The 15,031-nt window shown below is 63.9% G+C and carries 15 protein-coding genes; 7 read left to right on the top strand and 8 right to left on the bottom strand.

Annotated elements, in window-relative coordinates:
* Positions 1–3: 3 nt before the first annotated feature.
* Both CT676_RS09090 and CT676_RS09085 read left to right on the top strand, forming a co-directional pair.
* Entirely contained in the window at positions 4–357 is a 354-nt protein-coding gene (locus tag CT676_RS09090) for a diacylglycerol kinase (RefSeq protein ID WP_063983991.1), read from the top strand.
* 17 nt (positions 358–374) lie between these two features.
* Entirely contained in the window at positions 375–2,132 is a 1,758-nt protein-coding gene (locus CT676_RS09085; RefSeq protein ID WP_085404838.1) for an NAD+ synthase, read from the top strand.
* A 154-nt stretch (positions 2,133–2,286) separates the two neighbouring features.
* Here the strand turns inward: CT676_RS09085 and CT676_RS09075 are convergent, their stop codons facing one another.
* The 5 genes from CT676_RS09075 to CT676_RS09055 form a co-directional block, all read right to left on the bottom strand.
* Positions 2,287–2,679 carry a cytochrome C oxidase subunit IV family protein gene (locus CT676_RS09075; protein WP_085404837.1) on the bottom strand — a complete coding sequence of 131 codons (393 nt, stop codon included), beginning with the start codon at positions 2,677–2,679 and terminating at the stop codon, positions 2,287–2,289.
* A gap of 9 nt (positions 2,680–2,688) precedes the next feature.
* The gene (locus CT676_RS09070; RefSeq protein WP_085404836.1) at positions 2,689–3,411 is read right to left on the bottom strand and encodes a heme-copper oxidase subunit III family protein; all 723 of its coding nucleotides are present in this window, start codon (positions 3,409–3,411) and stop codon (positions 2,689–2,691) included.
* Between the two features lie 14 nt (positions 3,412–3,425).
* On the bottom strand, positions 3,426–4,130 hold the full coding sequence (locus tag CT676_RS09065; protein WP_085404835.1) for a cytochrome c oxidase subunit 3: 705 nt from the start codon (positions 4,128–4,130) through the stop codon (positions 3,426–3,428).
* Positions 4,127–5,905 (bottom strand): cbb3-type cytochrome c oxidase subunit I, encoded by a 1,779-nt coding sequence (locus tag CT676_RS09060; protein ID WP_085404834.1) that lies wholly within the window; start codon positions 5,903–5,905, stop codon positions 4,127–4,129. The genes CT676_RS09065 and CT676_RS09060 overlap by 4 nt, the downstream gene beginning before the upstream one ends.
* A 74-nt stretch (positions 5,906–5,979) precedes the next feature.
* Positions 5,980–6,813: a cytochrome c oxidase subunit II gene (locus CT676_RS09055; protein WP_071915136.1), complete on the bottom strand. Its 834-nt coding sequence runs from the start codon at positions 6,811–6,813 to the stop codon at positions 5,980–5,982.
* 545 nt (positions 6,814–7,358) lie between these two features.
* On the opposite strand from CT676_RS09055, the gene CT676_RS09045 reads away from it, so the two are divergent.
* The gene (locus tag CT676_RS09045) at positions 7,359–8,267 is read left to right on the top strand and encodes a DUF2189 domain-containing protein (protein ID WP_063983984.1); all 909 of its coding nucleotides are present in this window, start codon (positions 7,359–7,361) and stop codon (positions 8,265–8,267) included.
* Between the two features lie 55 nt (positions 8,268–8,322).
* On the opposite strand, the gene CT676_RS09040 is transcribed toward CT676_RS09045, so the two are convergent.
* Together CT676_RS09040 and CT676_RS09035 are read right to left on the bottom strand one after the other, a co-directional pair.
* Positions 8,323–9,522 carry a DUF2865 domain-containing protein gene (locus CT676_RS09040; RefSeq protein ID WP_085404833.1) on the bottom strand — a complete coding sequence of 400 codons (1,200 nt, stop codon included), beginning with the start codon at positions 9,520–9,522 and terminating at the stop codon, positions 8,323–8,325.
* A gap of 130 nt (positions 9,523–9,652) precedes the next feature.
* Positions 9,653–9,958 carry a hypothetical protein gene (locus tag CT676_RS09035; RefSeq protein ID WP_085404832.1) on the bottom strand — a complete coding sequence of 102 codons (306 nt, stop codon included), beginning with the start codon at positions 9,956–9,958 and terminating at the stop codon, positions 9,653–9,655.
* A 289-nt stretch (positions 9,959–10,247) separates the two neighbouring features.
* On the opposite strand from CT676_RS09035, the gene cysS reads away from it, so the two are divergent.
* The 4 genes from cysS (at position 10,248) to CT676_RS09015 (ending at position 14,348) form a co-directional block, all read left to right on the top strand.
* A complete protein-coding gene (gene cysS / locus CT676_RS09030) occupies positions 10,248–11,630 on the top strand; it encodes a cysteine--tRNA ligase (protein ID WP_085404831.1) in 1,383 nt (460 codons plus the stop codon).
* 115 nt (positions 11,631–11,745) lie between these two features.
* The gene (locus CT676_RS09025) at positions 11,746–12,237 is read left to right on the top strand and encodes a GNAT family N-acetyltransferase (RefSeq protein ID WP_085404937.1); all 492 of its coding nucleotides are present in this window, start codon (positions 11,746–11,748) and stop codon (positions 12,235–12,237) included.
* Entirely contained in the window at positions 12,234–13,832 is a 1,599-nt protein-coding gene (cimA, locus tag CT676_RS09020) for a citramalate synthase (RefSeq protein WP_085404830.1), read from the top strand. Before CT676_RS09025 ends, cimA begins: the two co-directional genes overlap by 4 nt.
* A gap of 138 nt (positions 13,833–13,970) precedes the next feature.
* Entirely contained in the window at positions 13,971–14,348 is a 378-nt protein-coding gene (locus CT676_RS09015; protein WP_085404829.1) for a VOC family protein, read from the top strand.
* 4 nt (positions 14,349–14,352) lie between these two features.
* Here CT676_RS09015 and CT676_RS09010 read toward each other — a convergent pair whose 3' ends face one another.
* On the bottom strand, positions 14,353–14,958 hold the full coding sequence (locus tag CT676_RS09010; RefSeq protein WP_071915130.1) for a TIGR00730 family Rossman fold protein: 606 nt from the start codon (positions 14,956–14,958) through the stop codon (positions 14,353–14,355).
* Positions 14,959–15,031 lie beyond the last annotated feature (73 nt).

The raw sequence follows: 15,031 nt of genomic DNA, 5'->3' as shown, positions 1-15,031 counted from the left end.
ACCTTGCTGCGGATCTGGAAGGCGACGATCAATTCACGCAACGGTCTGGCCTTCGCGTTCCGGTCGGAGCAGGCCGTTCGCGAGGAGATTTTTGCGCTCATCCTGTCGGTGCCGCTGGCATGGTTCGTGGCCGCGACGGCGCTGCGGGCGGTCGAGCTGGTCTGTTCGGTCGCGTTCGTGCTGACTGTCGAGCTGCTCAACACCGCGATCGAGAAGCTTGCCGACCGGTTGACCATGGATCACGACAAGCAGATCGGTCGGGTCAAGGATATGGGCTCGGCCGCGGTCGGCGTTGCGCTGCTGATGGCCGGCGCGTTCTGGATCATCGCCATCATCGAGCGATTGGGGTTCCTCTGAAGCGGAGTGCGGCGGCCATGACCGAACGTCTCAACGTATTCGCGGTCACGCTCGCCCAGCTCAATCCGACCATGGGCGACATCGAAGGCAATGCCGCGAAGGTGCGTGCCGCGCGCGCGCAAGCCAGGTCCGACGGCGCCGATCTCGTGCTGTTTCCGGAATTGTTCATCGCGGGCTACCCGCCGGAAGATCTGGTGCAGAAGCCGGCGTTCCAGGACGCCTGCCGCGCCGCGATCGAGGCGCTCGCGCGCGAGACCGCCGATGGCGGCCCGGCGATGCTGGTCGGCACGCCCTGGGTCGAGGACGGCAGGCTCCATAATGCCTGCGCGCTGCTCGATGGCGGAAAAATCACCGCCTTGCGCTTCAAGTGCAACCTGCCGAATTACGGCGTGTTCGACGAGAAGCGGCTGTTTTCGCGCGGCCCGGCCGCAGGTCCCGTGACCGTGCGCGGCGTGCGGATCGGCGTACCGATCTGCGAGGACATCTGGCTGGAGGAGTCCGAGGATTACGAGAACGTGGTCGAGACGCTGGCCGAGACCGGCGCCGAGATCATCCTGGTGCCGAACGGCTCGCCCTATGCCCGCGACAAGAGCGACGTGCGCCTCTCGGTCGCCGTGGCGCGTGTCACCGAGAGCGGCCTGCCGCTGGTCTATCTCAACCAGGTTTGCGGCCAGGACGAGCTGGTGTTCGACGGCGCGTCCTTTGCGCTCAACGGCGATCTCTCGCTCGCGGCGCAATTGCCGGCGTTCGAAGAGAGCGTCACCACATTGGGCTTCACCAGGAACGGCGACGACTGGCGCTGCGCCGGGCCGATCGCCGCGCAGCCCGAGGGCGACCGCGCCGACTATGCGGCCTGCGTGCTGGGCTTGCGCGACTACGTCGCCAAGAACGGCTTTCCCGGCGTGCTGCTCGGCATCTCCGGCGGCATCGACTCCGCTCTCTGCGCGGCGATCGCGGTCGATGCGCTCGGTGCCGACCAGGTGCATGGCGTGATGCTGCCTTATCGCTACACCGCGGCGAGCTCGATCGCGGACGCGGGCGAGCTCGCCGGGCATCTCGGAATCCGCTACGAGGTGCTGCCGATCGCTGAAGCCGTGACCGGCTTCGAGACCATCCTGTCCGGCATCTTCAAGAATCTGCCGCCCGATATCACCGAGGAAAACCTGCAGGCCCGCACCCGCGGCACGCTGCTGATGGCGATCTCCAACAAGACCGGGCTGATGGTGGTGACGACCGGCAACAAGTCGGAAATGTCGGTCGGCTACGCCACGCTCTATGGCGACATGAACGGCGGCTTCAATCCGATCAAGGATATCTACAAGACGCAGGTGTTTCGGCTGGCCGCGCTGCGCAACCACTGGAAGCCCGACGGCGCGCTCGGGCCTGCGGGCGAGGTGATTCCTCCCGATATCATCACGCGCCCGCCGACGGCGGAGCTGCGCGAGAACCAGACCGACCAGGACTCGCTGCCGCCTTATGACGTGCTCGACGCCATCCTGGAGCGTCTGATCGAGCGCGAGGAGCCGCTCGACAAGATCATCGCCGCCGGCTTCGACCGCGAGACGGTCACCCGCATCGATCATCTGCTCAACGTCGCCGAATACAAGCGCCGCCAGGCCGCACCGGGCGTGAAGGTGACGGCCAGGAATTTCGGCCGCGACCGCCGCTATCCCATCACCAACCGCTTTCGCGATAAGGGCGAGCCGTCGCCTGCGGCGGACGAGACGCTGGTCTCGCGCGGCAGCAAGGCGTCGATCGACGCGTTCGAGGGCTGATGCGAGCCGCGCGGCGATGGCGCCCCACCCCTGTCATCATCCGCGAAGGCGGATGATCCAGTACTCCGTGGCGGGCATTGTAGGAACCGACTGCTGACACGGGTTACTGGATGCCCCGCCTTCGCGGGGCATGACGGTGCAAATCAGCTTGCCGCTACGACGGGGTTGCGAAAAACATCACCCGAAGCAAGTGGGTGTATTCGGATTCGAGCACCATGATGGTCACAAACACCATTACCGCGATCGGCGGCAGCAGGATGGCATAGGTGAGGGCCAGCCGCTCCCAGGCCATGTGCATGAAGACGGCGACGATCAGGCCGGCCTTCAACACCATGAACAGCAGGATCAGCGACCACCTGAGGTAGCCGTGTAGGCCAAAGTAGTCGACAAGGTAGGAGCATGTGCTGAGGACGAACAGCCAGCCCCAGACCACGAGGTAGAGCTTGATCGGGTGCTGTTGCCCTTTGGCGTGCACGGCTGCTGTTGCGACTGCGCCGTGCGCCGGAGCGTGGAGCTGGCCTTCCATGTGTACCGCCGCGTTTGTCATGCGCCGACCTCACCAAAGATAGAACAATGCAAAGATGAACACCCACACGAGATCGACGAAGTGCCAGTACAGGCCCATGATCTCGACGATCTCGTAATAGCCCTTGCGGCTTGTGAAGAAGCCGCGCCTCTCGACGTCGAAGTCGCCCCGCCAGACCTTTCGCGCGATCGCGATCAGGAAGATCACGCCGATCGTCACGTGGGTGCCGTGGAAACCCGTGATCATGAAAAAGCTTGAGCCAAACTGCGCCGCGCCCCATGGATTGCCCCAGGGTCGAACGCCCTCCATGATCAGCTTGGTCCATTCGAACGCCTGCATTCCGACGAAGGTTGCGCCGAAGGCCGCCGTGACTAGCATCAGGATTGCGGTTCTCACGCGATCGCGGCGGTAGCCGAAATTGACGGCCATCGCCATTGTTCCGCTGCTGCTGATCAGGACGAAGGTCATGATGGCGATCAGGATCAGGGGGATGTGGTTGCCCCCGATATTGAGGGCGAAGACTTCGCTGGGATTCGGCCACGGCACGGTCGTGGACATGCGCGCCGTCATGTAGGAGAGCAGGAAGCAACTGAAGATGAAGGTGTCGCTGAGGAGGAAGATCCACATCATGGCCTTGCCCCAGGACACGTTCTTGAAGGCGCGCTGATCGGACGCCCAGTCGGCGGCGATGCCGCGCCAGCCTTCAAGCCGCGCAGGCGATTGGCCCGAATGTGTCAGCACGGTTTCAGCCATCTGGTCTCGCCTCCCTAGCTCAGCAATTGACGGCAGATGTTGACGAAATCGTCGGTCCAGCCCGTGAGAAGCCCGAGCAGGACAAGCCAGACCAACAGCAGGAAGTGCCAGTAGATGGCGCACAGCTCCACGCTCAAGCGCATGTCGGCGATCTCGGTGCCGCGCCACACCTTGGCCGAGGTTCGCCCGAGGGCCACCAGGCCGCCCGTCAGATGCAGCCCGTGCACCGCAGTCAACAGGTAGAAGAAGGAATTGGCCGGATTGGATGCCATGAAATATCCGGCAGCCCCGAGCCGTTGCCAGGCCAGGAGCTGACCGGCGAGGAAGATCACGGCAGATGCTCCGCCGGCGAGCAGACCGATCTTGACGCTCTCGGTATCGTGTCGCCCAGCAGCCACGTACGACCATTGCAGCGCGACACTGCTCAGGACCAGGACGCCCGTGTTGACCCACAGCAGCCGCGGGACCGGCAGCGGCCGCCAGTCCACCACGCTCATGCGCATCGAGTAGGCGCTGATGAAGAGGACGAACAGTGTGCTCGCGACAGCGAGAAACACGCCAAGTCCGACCTTCGCTGCCGGCCAGGTCATGCTATCGCCGCCGGGGAAGTCACCGACCGAGCCTTCCTCCAGCCAGGGCTTGGCCATCAGCCGCTGCTGCGACAGCCACCATCCGGCGATCACCGCAAGCACAGCCAGGAACAGGATGATGGCGCTCACGAAGCAGCTCCCTGAACGAGCTGCGTCGCGCGTGGCGGCTGGTTCTGCGGAATGAAGTCCTCCGCAGCACCGGGCACACTGTAGTCATAGGCCCAGCGGTACACGACCGGGAGCTCCTTGCCCCAGTTGCCGTGCCCTGGGGGCGTCTCCGGCGTCTGCCACTCCAGCGTCGTCGCCCGCCACGGATTGCCGCCTGAGGCCTCACCCTTGAACAGGCTCCAGGCAAGATTGAACAGGAACACCATCTGGCTGAAGCCGACGGTCAAGGCCACCACGGAGATGAAGGCGTTCAGTGTATGGGCCGAGGACGGGATGAACGCCGTGTCGCCGAGTTCGAAATACCGGCGCGGAACCCCGAGCAGTCCAAGATAGTGCATGGGGAAGAAGATCAGGTAGGCGCCGAGGAAGGTGACCCAGAAGTGAAACTTGCCCAGGACGTCGTTCAGCATCCGTCCCGTGACCTTGGGGTACCAATGATAGATCGCGCCGAGCACGACCATGATCGGTGCCACGCCCATCACCATGTGGAAATGCGCGACCACGAACATCGTATCCGAGAGGGGCACGTCCACGACGACGTTGCCGAGGAAGAGGCCGGTGAGGCCGCCATTCACGAAGGTGATGATGAAGCCGAGGGCGAACAGCATCGGCACCCTGAGATGAATGTCGCCGCGCCACAGCGTCAGCACCCAGTTGTAGACCTTGATCGCAGTGGGGATTGCGATGATGAGCGTCGTGGTGGCGAAGAAGTACCCGAATTGCGGGAACATGCCGCTCACATACATGTGGTGCGCCCACACGACGAAGCTGAGCGCACCAATCCCCACGATGGCCCAGACCATCATGCGATAACCGAAGATGTTCTTGCGCGCATGCGTGCTGATCAGATCGGAGACGATGCCGAAGGCGGGCAGGGCGACGATGTAGACCTCGGGGTGGCCGAAGAACCAGAACAGGTGCTGGAAGAGCAGCGGGCTGCCGCCGCCATATTTCGAAAGCGTGCCCATCTCGACGAGGGAGGGCATGAAGAAGCTGGTTCCCAGGAGACGGTCGAGCAGCAGCATGACCGAGGCAACGAAGAGTGCAGGGAATGCCAGCAACGCCATGACGGTCGCCGTGAAAATGCCCCACACCGTCAGGGGCAGGCGCATCAACGTCATGCCGCGGGTGCGCGCCTGCAGCACCGTGACCACGTAATTCAAGCCGCCCATCGTGAAGCCGATGATGAACAGGATCAGGGACGACATCATGAGAATGATGCCCCAATCCTGCCCGGGCGTTCCGGAGAGGATGGCTTGCGGCGGGTATAGCGTCCAGCCGGCGCCGGTGGGGCCGCCGGGCACGAAGAATGTCGAGGCCAGCACCAGGACCGCGAGCAGGTAGACCCAGTAGCTCAGCATGTTCACGTAGGGGAAGACCATGTCCCGGGCGCCGACCATCAGCGGGATCAGGTAGTTGCCGAAGCCGCCGAGGAACAATGCGGTGAGCAGATAGATCACCATGATCATGCCGTGCATGGTGATGAACTGGAGGTACTGGTTGGCATCGATGAAAGAGAAGGTGCCGGGGAATCCCAGTTGCAGTCGCATCAGCCACGACAGCACCAGGGCCACCAGCCCGATGGCCGAGGCCGTCAGCGAATACTGAATGGCGATCACCTTGGCGTCCTGCGAGAAGACATACCGTGTCCACCAGCTCCTTGGATGATAGAGCTCGACTTCAGGTACTTCGGCAGGCGGGATGCCTGCGATCCCTTCATATGGAATATCGACCATAGAAACCTCCTCGGTCGTTTCCATCGGGGGTGAGGCATTGGCCTCGTGCACCCGATCTTCGCAGCGGCAGCCTGCTACTTGCCACCGGATTGGTACGTCGCCTTCACGACAGCTCTTGCCGGCGACAATTCGGCAAACGTCTTTTGTTGCTCAAGCCAAGCGTGATATTCACGCTCTTCGTCGACGATGACCTTGGCCCGCATCTGATAATGAGCAGCGCCACAGAGCTCCGCACATAGAACATCGAACGTTCCGGTTCGGATCGGCGTTATCCAGAAGTAGGTCACCATGCCAGGGACCATGTCCATCTTGGCGCGGAATTCGGGCACGTAGAAATCGTGCAGGACATCAACCGAGCGGAGGAGAACCTTGACCGGCTTTCCCATTTGAAGGTGCAGGTCGCCGTTCTCGATCACGACGTCGTCCTGCGCGTGCGGGTCGTCACGATTGAGTCCCATCGGATTGTCGGAAGCGATGTTGCGGACATCGGATGTGCCCAACCGCCCATCCTTGCCTGGAAGGCGGAAGCTCCATTGCCATTGCTGGCCCATGACCTCGACTTCGGTGGCATCCGCAGGCACCGTCACGAACTGGTGCCAGACCACGAGACCAGGCGCCAGCATGGCCGCGACTCCGACGCCGGTCCCGACGCTCAGCCACCATTCGAGCTTTTTGTTTTCCGGATTGTAGTCGGCCCGTCTTCCCTCTTTGTGGTGAAAGCGGAAGACGCAATAGGCCATGAAGGCGATGACCGCGACGAAAACGAATCCCGTGATCCAGAACGTGATGCTGATGGTGTGGTCGATATAGGCCCAGTTCGTGGCGATCGGCGTCCACCACCACGGGCTGTAGAGGTGAAACAGCACCGAGCCGATCGCGACCAGAAGCAGTATCAGTGCGACAGCCATCCTGATCCATCCTTGCCATCGAAGGCTACGGATACGAATCCAGGGCGGAGCTCACGTCTGTCGCGATGGCGGACTTTCTCTACGCGGACATCTATGCTGACATATGCGCCATCACCGCGCCTCTTGCCTCGCCCATTCAACCAGTCGCGATATTCAAGAGGAAGACCGCGACCGCTGGGGGCGTCCAGGCATTTAAAATGATCCCCCGCGAACCCGGCGTCAATAGCATGTCAACACGCTTACGCGGCGTGGGCGATCGATGTTGCCGTGCGAGCTGGCGAGCCTCGGTCGCATTCTCGATGTGATGCATCGCACAAAATATGCGACGCACAATTCACCCAGCCGGGAGCGCTGGTCATTCCAGATCGCGCGCGCTAAGCTCGGGGCGCAGGTCGCGACGGGTTTCGTCCGGCTAAGCTCCTTCCTCGTTGAGCCTGGAACTGCCGTACTCGGCTCGATCGCGTCTCCCGCACATAAGGGCGGATACGCGCGGCCGGAAAGCGCGCCGTTTGCCGCCGCGACTTTCAGCAGAGGAGGGCGTGTCCATGGCCACTCTTTATCCCGACAACATCATAAAGCGGCACCTGTTCGGCGAAGCGGCCTCCTACCCCATTCGCAAGATCAGCTTGTCCGACCTGACCGAGGCCCTACGCCTGGGTTGGGAGGATTTCCAGGCGATGCCGAGCCACGCGATCGTCGTGTGCGTGATTTATCCCGTTCTCGGTCTCGTCCTGTTCAGGATGGTTCTCGGCTATTCGGTGCTGCCGCTCCTGTTTCCGCTGGCTGCCGGCTTTGCCTTGATCGGCCCTTTTGCCGCGATCGGTCTCTATGAACTCAGCCGGCGTCGCGAGCGCGGCGAGGAGGTCGATGCATGGGATGCGATCAAGGTGCTGCGCGCACCGTCGTTCGGCGCCATGGTCGAGCTCGGCGTGCTCCTGCTGGTCCTGTTCGGGGCCTGGATCGGTGTCGCGAACGCAATCTATGTCACGATCTTCGGTCACGCGGCGGCCGCAAGCATTCCCGACTTCGCAACGCGGGTGCTGACGACACCGGAAGGCTGGTCGCTCGTCATCGTCGGTTGCGGTTGTGGCTTCCTGTTTGCGGTTGTGGCCTTGTGCGTCAGCGTCGTGTCGTTTCCGTTGATGCTCGACCGGCATGCGACTGCGATCGACGCGATCCGCACGTCGCTCCGAGCGGTGGCCGCGAATCCGGTTGCGATGGCCGGATGGGGCCTCATCGTCGCGGCGCTGCTCGTGATCGGCTCGCTGCCGTTCTTCGTCGGTCTCGCTGTCGTCCTGCCGGTGCTCGGTCATGCCACCTGGCACCTCTATCGGCGGGTGGTCGAGCCGAATCCGAATCCACCGGACGAGCCGCCGCCGCCCCCGAAGGGAAAGCGCTACGCAGCGGACTTTCCGGCCAATCTCTTCCCGTGGAGCCGCGAGGGTAAGCAGTAACAGCGAAGACGGCCGCACCTGGCGGCCGCCTTCGCGGGGCATGACGGGTTAGAGCCTACTTCTGCTGCTGCGGCAGGAACGTCGGACCGACCGAGCGGATCGGCTTGTTCTCCGACGAATTGGTGGCCGTGCCGGTATCCGCAGGCGCGGCCGCAGCCGGTGTACTGGCCGTCGTCGGCGCGGGAGCCGCGCCCTTCTTGGCAGTCGCGGGCGTGCCCTTGTTGAGCCGCTGCTGCTGCATCTTCTTGGCGCTCTCCTCGGTGACGATGATGTCACCCTGCTGCTCGGCCGCCGCCTTGTCGTCGGCGGATTTCAGCGCGTCGGCCCAGGTCTGGCCTGCGGCCTTGCAGGAGCAGGACGGGTTGAACTCGCTGCGGAATTTGAACGCGGTCGGCAGCGCCGTGTAGGGCTGGCCGCTGGTGGAGACCGCGGAGTTCATGTCCTCGCCGGGATTGCGATGGGTGTAGAGCACGGCTTCCGCGGCCGGGCACAGCGCCTTGCAGGTCTTCTCGTCGTCGGGGAAGCGCGCCGGCACGGTGGCAAACGAGACCGGGAAATAGGCGCCGTCGCAGGTGCGCACGCACACGGTGCGGTAGGTGCCGGATTGCGGTCCGAGATCGGAGGGCGGCACGCCTTGCGGATTGTTGGGGTTGTTGCCGCCGCCGCCGAACAGATTGTTCAGGAAGTTGCCGCCGCCTTGCGATTGCGCGGCGTTGGCATATTGCGGGCCGCAATTGTTCTGCGCCAGCGCCGCCAGCACCGAGCGGCGCTGGTTGTCGCGCTCCGGGCTGAAGCCGCCGGGGCCGCCACCGCGCAGGCGTTCGAGATTGCCGGTGATCTGGTCCAGATTGGCGCGCATCTGCTGGATCTGGGTGTTGACCGGGCCGCATTGCGCCGACTGGCCGTTGAACAGCGAGAAGAAGCCGGAGGAATCGCAGCCCATGCGCTTGGCCTGCATGGTGACGCGGTCGAGCTCGGCCTGCTGCTTGGCTTGGGAATCCTGATAGCGGCGGATCTGGTCTTCGCGCGCGGGGTCGCCACCGCCGCCGCCACGATCGAGCGCGGCGAGCTGGCCTTCCAGCCGCACGCACATCGGATTTGGTCCAAGCCCGTTCTGGCCGGGCTGAGGCGGCGGGCCGGGCGGGCCGGCTTGCGCGAAAGCACCGTTGGCGAGCACGACCGTGCTCAGAAGCACGGTGCAGGCAAGGATGGAGCGGGCACGGGAGAGAGACAAAAATTCAGGCATATCCGCCATTCTAGCGAGGTCACGGCCCGGCGTGATTTTGGGGGCCGACGCGCGCCCTCCAATAGCCGCTTCCTGCGGCATCGTCACGTCGTTTCAGGGGCCGAAAACTGGTCCTAAGGTCCCCCAGCTCCGAGGGAATTCAGCGCTGGCAGGTGATTGCGACATATTCGTCGCAATGGCCATGGGAGCAGTTTGCGCCAGTTTTGGGGACAGAGCCGGTAATTTCGTCGGGATCGACCCGGCGGTAGGCCGAGGCCAGGGCAAAATCGCGTGACTGGCAATAGGTGCGCGCGACCTGTGCGCCGCATTTCTCACCCTTGGCGAGGCACTGGTCGACACCGTAGCCGTCCGCCTGGTTGGCGATGATGAAGACGCGGGTCTCGGCGACCGCGCTGGATGCCGCGATGATGGAGGCACAAGAGACGAGCGCGAGCAGGGATCGCATGGGTGCACCGGGGCTTTAGGGAACCGCCGGGTTCCAAGTAAACTCAAAAGGTTAAGGATGATGAACCATCAAGGCGGGGCGGCCGCGCTTTGCGGAGATAAAACGGCGTTTTCGCGGCTCTCTTGACGCGGGGGCGCCTGATAGCCCATATGTGGCCGCATGTACGGTCTCCTCGCCATTTGTGGCATTTGCCGCGAGATTACGAGCTAGCGATTCGCTGGCTGGAGCCGTCTTTTCTCAAAAACATTGAGAGCCTCGGACGCCCGGCCAACAGCCGACGGGTATCCATATGGAATTGCGCCTTTACGATACGCTGAGCCGGGACAAGCGCACCTTCGTGCCGCTCGATGCGAAGAACGTCCGCATGTATGTCTGCGGACCGACCGTCTACGACTTCGCCCATATCGGCAATGCGCGGCCGGTGATCGTGTTCGACGTGCTGTTTCGGCTGCTGCGCCATCTCTATGGCGAGGCGCACGTGACGTATGTCCGCAACATCACCGACGTCGACGACAAGATCAACGACCGCGCCGCGCGCGATTTTCCGGGGCTCCCGCTGAACGAGGCCATCCGGAAAGTCACTGAACAGACCGGCAAGCAGTTTCACGCCGACGTCGACGCGCTCGGGGCGCTTCGGCCGACTGTCGAGCCGCGCGCGACCGAGCATATCGGCGAGATGCGCGAGATCATCGAAAGGCTCGTCAAGGGTGGCTTTGCCTATGCTGCCGAGGACCATGTGCTGTTCTCGCCGCAGGCGATGAACGCGGCCAATTCCGGGTTGCCGCGCTATGGCGCGCTGTCCAATCGCTCGTTGGACGAGATGATCGCCGGCGCCCGCGTCGACGTCGCGCCCTACAAGAAGGACAACACCGACTTTGTACTGTGGAAGCCGTCCAAGCCGGGCGAGCCGTCATGGCCGTCGCCGGCCGGCATCGCTGCGCAGGGTCGCCCGGGCTGGCATATCGAATGCTCGGCCATGGCCTGGAAGCATCTCGGCGAATATTTCGACATCCACGGTGGCGGTATCGACCTCGTGTTTCCGCATCACGAGAACGAGGTCGCGCAGACCTGCTGCGCCTTCCACCAGGAGCGCATGGCGAACTACTGGATGCACAACGGCTTCCTCCAGGTCGAGAGCGAGAAGATGTCGAAGTCGCTCGGCAACTTCATCACGATCCACGAGTTGCTCAAGGATTGGCCGGGGGAGGTGCTGCGCCTGAACATGCTGAAGACGCATTACCGCTCGCCGATCGACTGGACCCTGAAGTCGCTGGAGGAGAGCGCCCGGACGCTCGACGACTGGTATCGGGTCGCGGCCGACGCCGAGCCCGGCCTGCCGGCCGCGTCCGTGGTCGAGCCGCTGCTCGACGACCTCAACACGCCGCTGGCGATCGCGGCGCTGCACGGTCTGCGTGGCAGCGACGTGAGCGCGTTGGCGGGCTCGTTGCGCCTGCTCGGCTTCCTTTCCGAAAGCGCCGCGCAGTGGGAAGGGCGCAAGCAACAGGCCAGCGGGGTCGATGCCAAGGAAGTCGAGCGCCTGATCTCGGAGCGGACGGCCGCCCGTAGCCGCAAGGACTTCAAAGAGTCCGACCGCATTCGCGATCTGCTCGCCGCGATGGGCGTTGCGATCAAGGACTCCAAGGACGGGACGACGTGGGAGGTCGCGCGATGAAGCGGCCCGACACGCCTTTCCCAAGGCACTGGCTCTATTACATCGCGCTGAAGATCCTGCTGCTCGCGGCCGCCGTGGCGCTGGCGTTGAAACTCTATGGGATGTGGTGAAGACGATGGGACAGACTTTGCCAAAACCCGGCTTGCGGCCGTTCCTGCCTGATGACGTGCCGGTCCTCGCCGCGATCTTCACGGCAAGCATCGAGGAGCTGACCGGCGAAGACTACAACGAGGCGCAGCAGCAGGCCTGGATGGAGGCGGCGGAAAGCGAAGAGTTCGGCAAGCGGCTCGCGGCCGATCTGACGCTGGTCTCCACGCTGGAGGGCTCGCCCGTCGGCTTCGCCTCGCTGCGCGGGGCCGATCACATCCATATGCTCTATGTGCATCCCGCCGTGACCGGTCAGGGCATCGCGACCATGCTGGTGGACGCGCTGGAAAAGCTCGCCGGCGGCCGTGGCGCGACCAGCCTGTCGGTCGATGCCAGCGACACCGCGCAAAACTTCTTCGCCAAGCGCGGCTATGTCGCCATGCAGCGCAACAGCATCACCATCAACGACGAGTGGCTCGCCAACACCACGATGAAGAAGACGCTCGGAGCCGCACAATGAGCAAGGAGCGCCTTTACCTGTTCGACACCACGCTGCGCGACGGCGCGCAGACCAACGGCGTCGATTTCACCCTGACCGACAAGCAGGTCATCGCGGCGATGCTCGACGATCTCGGCATCGACTATGTCGAGGGCGGCTATCCCGGCGCCAATCCGACCGACACCGAGTTCTTCGGCACCAAGCCCAAACTGAAGCATGCGCGCTTCACCGCCTTCGGCATGACGCGCCGGGCAGGGCGCTCGGTCTCCAACGATCCCGGCGTGGCCGGGCTCCTTGAAGCGAAGGCCGATGCGATCTGCTTCGTGGCGAAGTCCTCGGCCTATCAGGTGCGCGTCGCGCTGGAGACGACGAAGGAAGAAAATCTGGCGTCGATCCGCGACAGCGTCGCGGCGGCGAAGGCCGCGGGCCGCGAGGTCATGCTCGACTGCGAGCACTTCTTCGACGGCTACAAGGAGGATTCAAACTTCGCGCTCGCCTGCGCCAAGGCCGCCTATGAGGCCGGCGCGCGCTGGGTGGTGCTGTGCGACACCAATGGCGGCACCATGCCGAACGAGATCGAAGCGATCGTCGCCGAGGTGACGAAGCACATCCCGGGCGACCATGTCGGCATCCACGCCCATAACGACACCGAGCAGGCGGTGGCGAATTCGCTGGCCGCGGTGCGGGCCGGGGCGCGGCAGATCCAGGGCACCTTGAACGGCCTTGGCGAGCGCTGCGGCAACGCCAATCTGTGCTCGCTGATCCCGACGCTGAAGCTCAAGAAGGAGTTTTCCGACGCCTTCGAGATCAGCGTCACGCCCGAAAAGCTCGCAACTCTCGTCAAGGTTTCGCGCACGCTCGACGACATGCTCAACCGCGTGCCGAACCGGCATGCGGCCTATGTCGGCGAGAGCGCCTTCGTCACCAAGACCGGCATTCATGCTTCCGCCGTGCTGAAGGACCCGCAGACCTACGAGCATGTGCTGCCGGAATTGGTCGGCAATCATCGCAAGGTGCTGGTGTCAGACCAGGCCGGACGCTCCAACGTCATCGCCGAGCTCGACCGGGCCGGCATTGCCTACGAGAAGAGCGATCCCAAGCTGACGCGGCTGGTCGAGGAATTGAAGGAGCGTGAGGCTGCCGGCTACGCCTATGAATCCGCCAACGCCTCGTTCGATCTGCTGGCGCGGCGGACGCTCGGCAAGGTGCCGCATTATTTCGAGGTCGAGCAGTTCGACGTCAATGTCGAGCAGCGCTACAATTCGCACGGCGAGCGCGTCACCGTCGCGCTTGCAGTGGTCAAGGTCGACGTCGCCGGCGAGCGTTTGATCTCGGCCGCCGAAGGCAACGGCCCCGTCAACGCGCTCGACGTCGCGCTGCGCAAGGATCTCGGCAAGTACCAGAAGTACATCGAGGGCCTAACGCTGATCGACTACCGCGTCCGTATCCTCAACGGCGGCACCGGCGCGGTCACGCGCGTGCTGATCGAGAGCGAGGACGAGAACGGCGATCGCTGGACCACGGTCGGCGTGTCCCCGAACATCATCGACGCCTCGTTCCAGGCACTGATGGACTCGGTGATCTACAAGCTGGTGAAGTCGGGGGCGCCGGCGTAAGACCCGCAACGGCTGTCATACCCCGCGCAGGCGGGGTATCCAGTACGCTGCGGCTTCTCGGCAGCTCTCTGGCGTCTCGGAATACTGGATCGCCCGGTCGAGCCGGGCGATGACAGCGGACGTGAGGAGGGGCCAAGCATGATCGACCACATCTCCGTCGGCGTCACCGATCTCGATCGCTCCGCAAAATTCTACGAGACCACGCTCGCCGCGCTCGGCCTCACGCGCCTCGTCGCGCGGCCGCGGACGATCGGCTTCGGCAAGGCCTATCCCGAGTTCTGGATCAATCTGCGCGAGGGTATGCCGCACGTCCCACCGGAGAGCGGCGTGCACATCTGCCTGCGGGCGAAGACGACGGCCGAGGTCGATGCGTTTCACGCCGCGGCGCTGTCCGCCGGCGGTGCGTCCGACGGCGCGCCAGGCATCCGTCCGCATGACCGCGTGCGCTACTACGCGGCCTTCGTGACCGATCCCGATGGCAACCGGATCGAGGCGGTGACGTTTCCGGCGGAGTAAGGCGCTAGAGCTTGCGCGCCACTTCCGGGGCGAGCTGCGTTTCAGATTCGGCGATCTGTGCCGCTGCCGCTTTCAGCTTCGGCAGAATATCCTCGACGCGATCGGCCTTGAGGATGTCGACCGAAAGGCCGGCGCGGATGAACTCGGTCTGGCGCATGTGCGACAGCAGCGAGAACAGCGGCTCCCAGAAATTGTCGATGTTGGCTAGCAGCACCGGCTTGGCGTGACGGCCGAGCTGTTTCCAGGTCAGCTGCTCCACCAGCTCTTCGAGCGTGCCAACGCCGCCCGGCAGCGCCACGAAGGCGTCGGAGCGCTCGAACATCAGCCGCTTGCGCTCGTGCATGTCGGGGGTGACGATCATCTCCTGCACGCGGGTCAGCGCGTTCTCGCGCTTCCGGAGGAATTCAGGAATGATGCCGGTGACGGTGCCGCCGTGATCGAGCACGGAGGTCGCGACCGAGCCCATCAGGCCGAGCGAGCCGCCGCCATAGACCAGGCGGACGTTGTTCTCGGCGAGAGCCTTGCCGAACGCCTTGGCGCCTTCGGTGAAGCTGGGATTGGTTCCTGGGCCGGAGCCGCAATAGACGCAGACAGTTTTGATCGTGCTCATTGGTGCCATGATGCATTGCAGCGCAGGGGCGTCAAGCCCAATCGGTGATTCGGATCACCCGGAAATCTACCGG

The organism is Bradyrhizobium sp. MOS001, from assembly GCF_004634465.1.
Taxonomy (GTDB): Bacteria; Pseudomonadota; Alphaproteobacteria; order Rhizobiales; family Xanthobacteraceae; genus Bradyrhizobium; species Bradyrhizobium barranii.
This window is presented reverse-complemented; position numbering and strand designations above follow the sequence as displayed.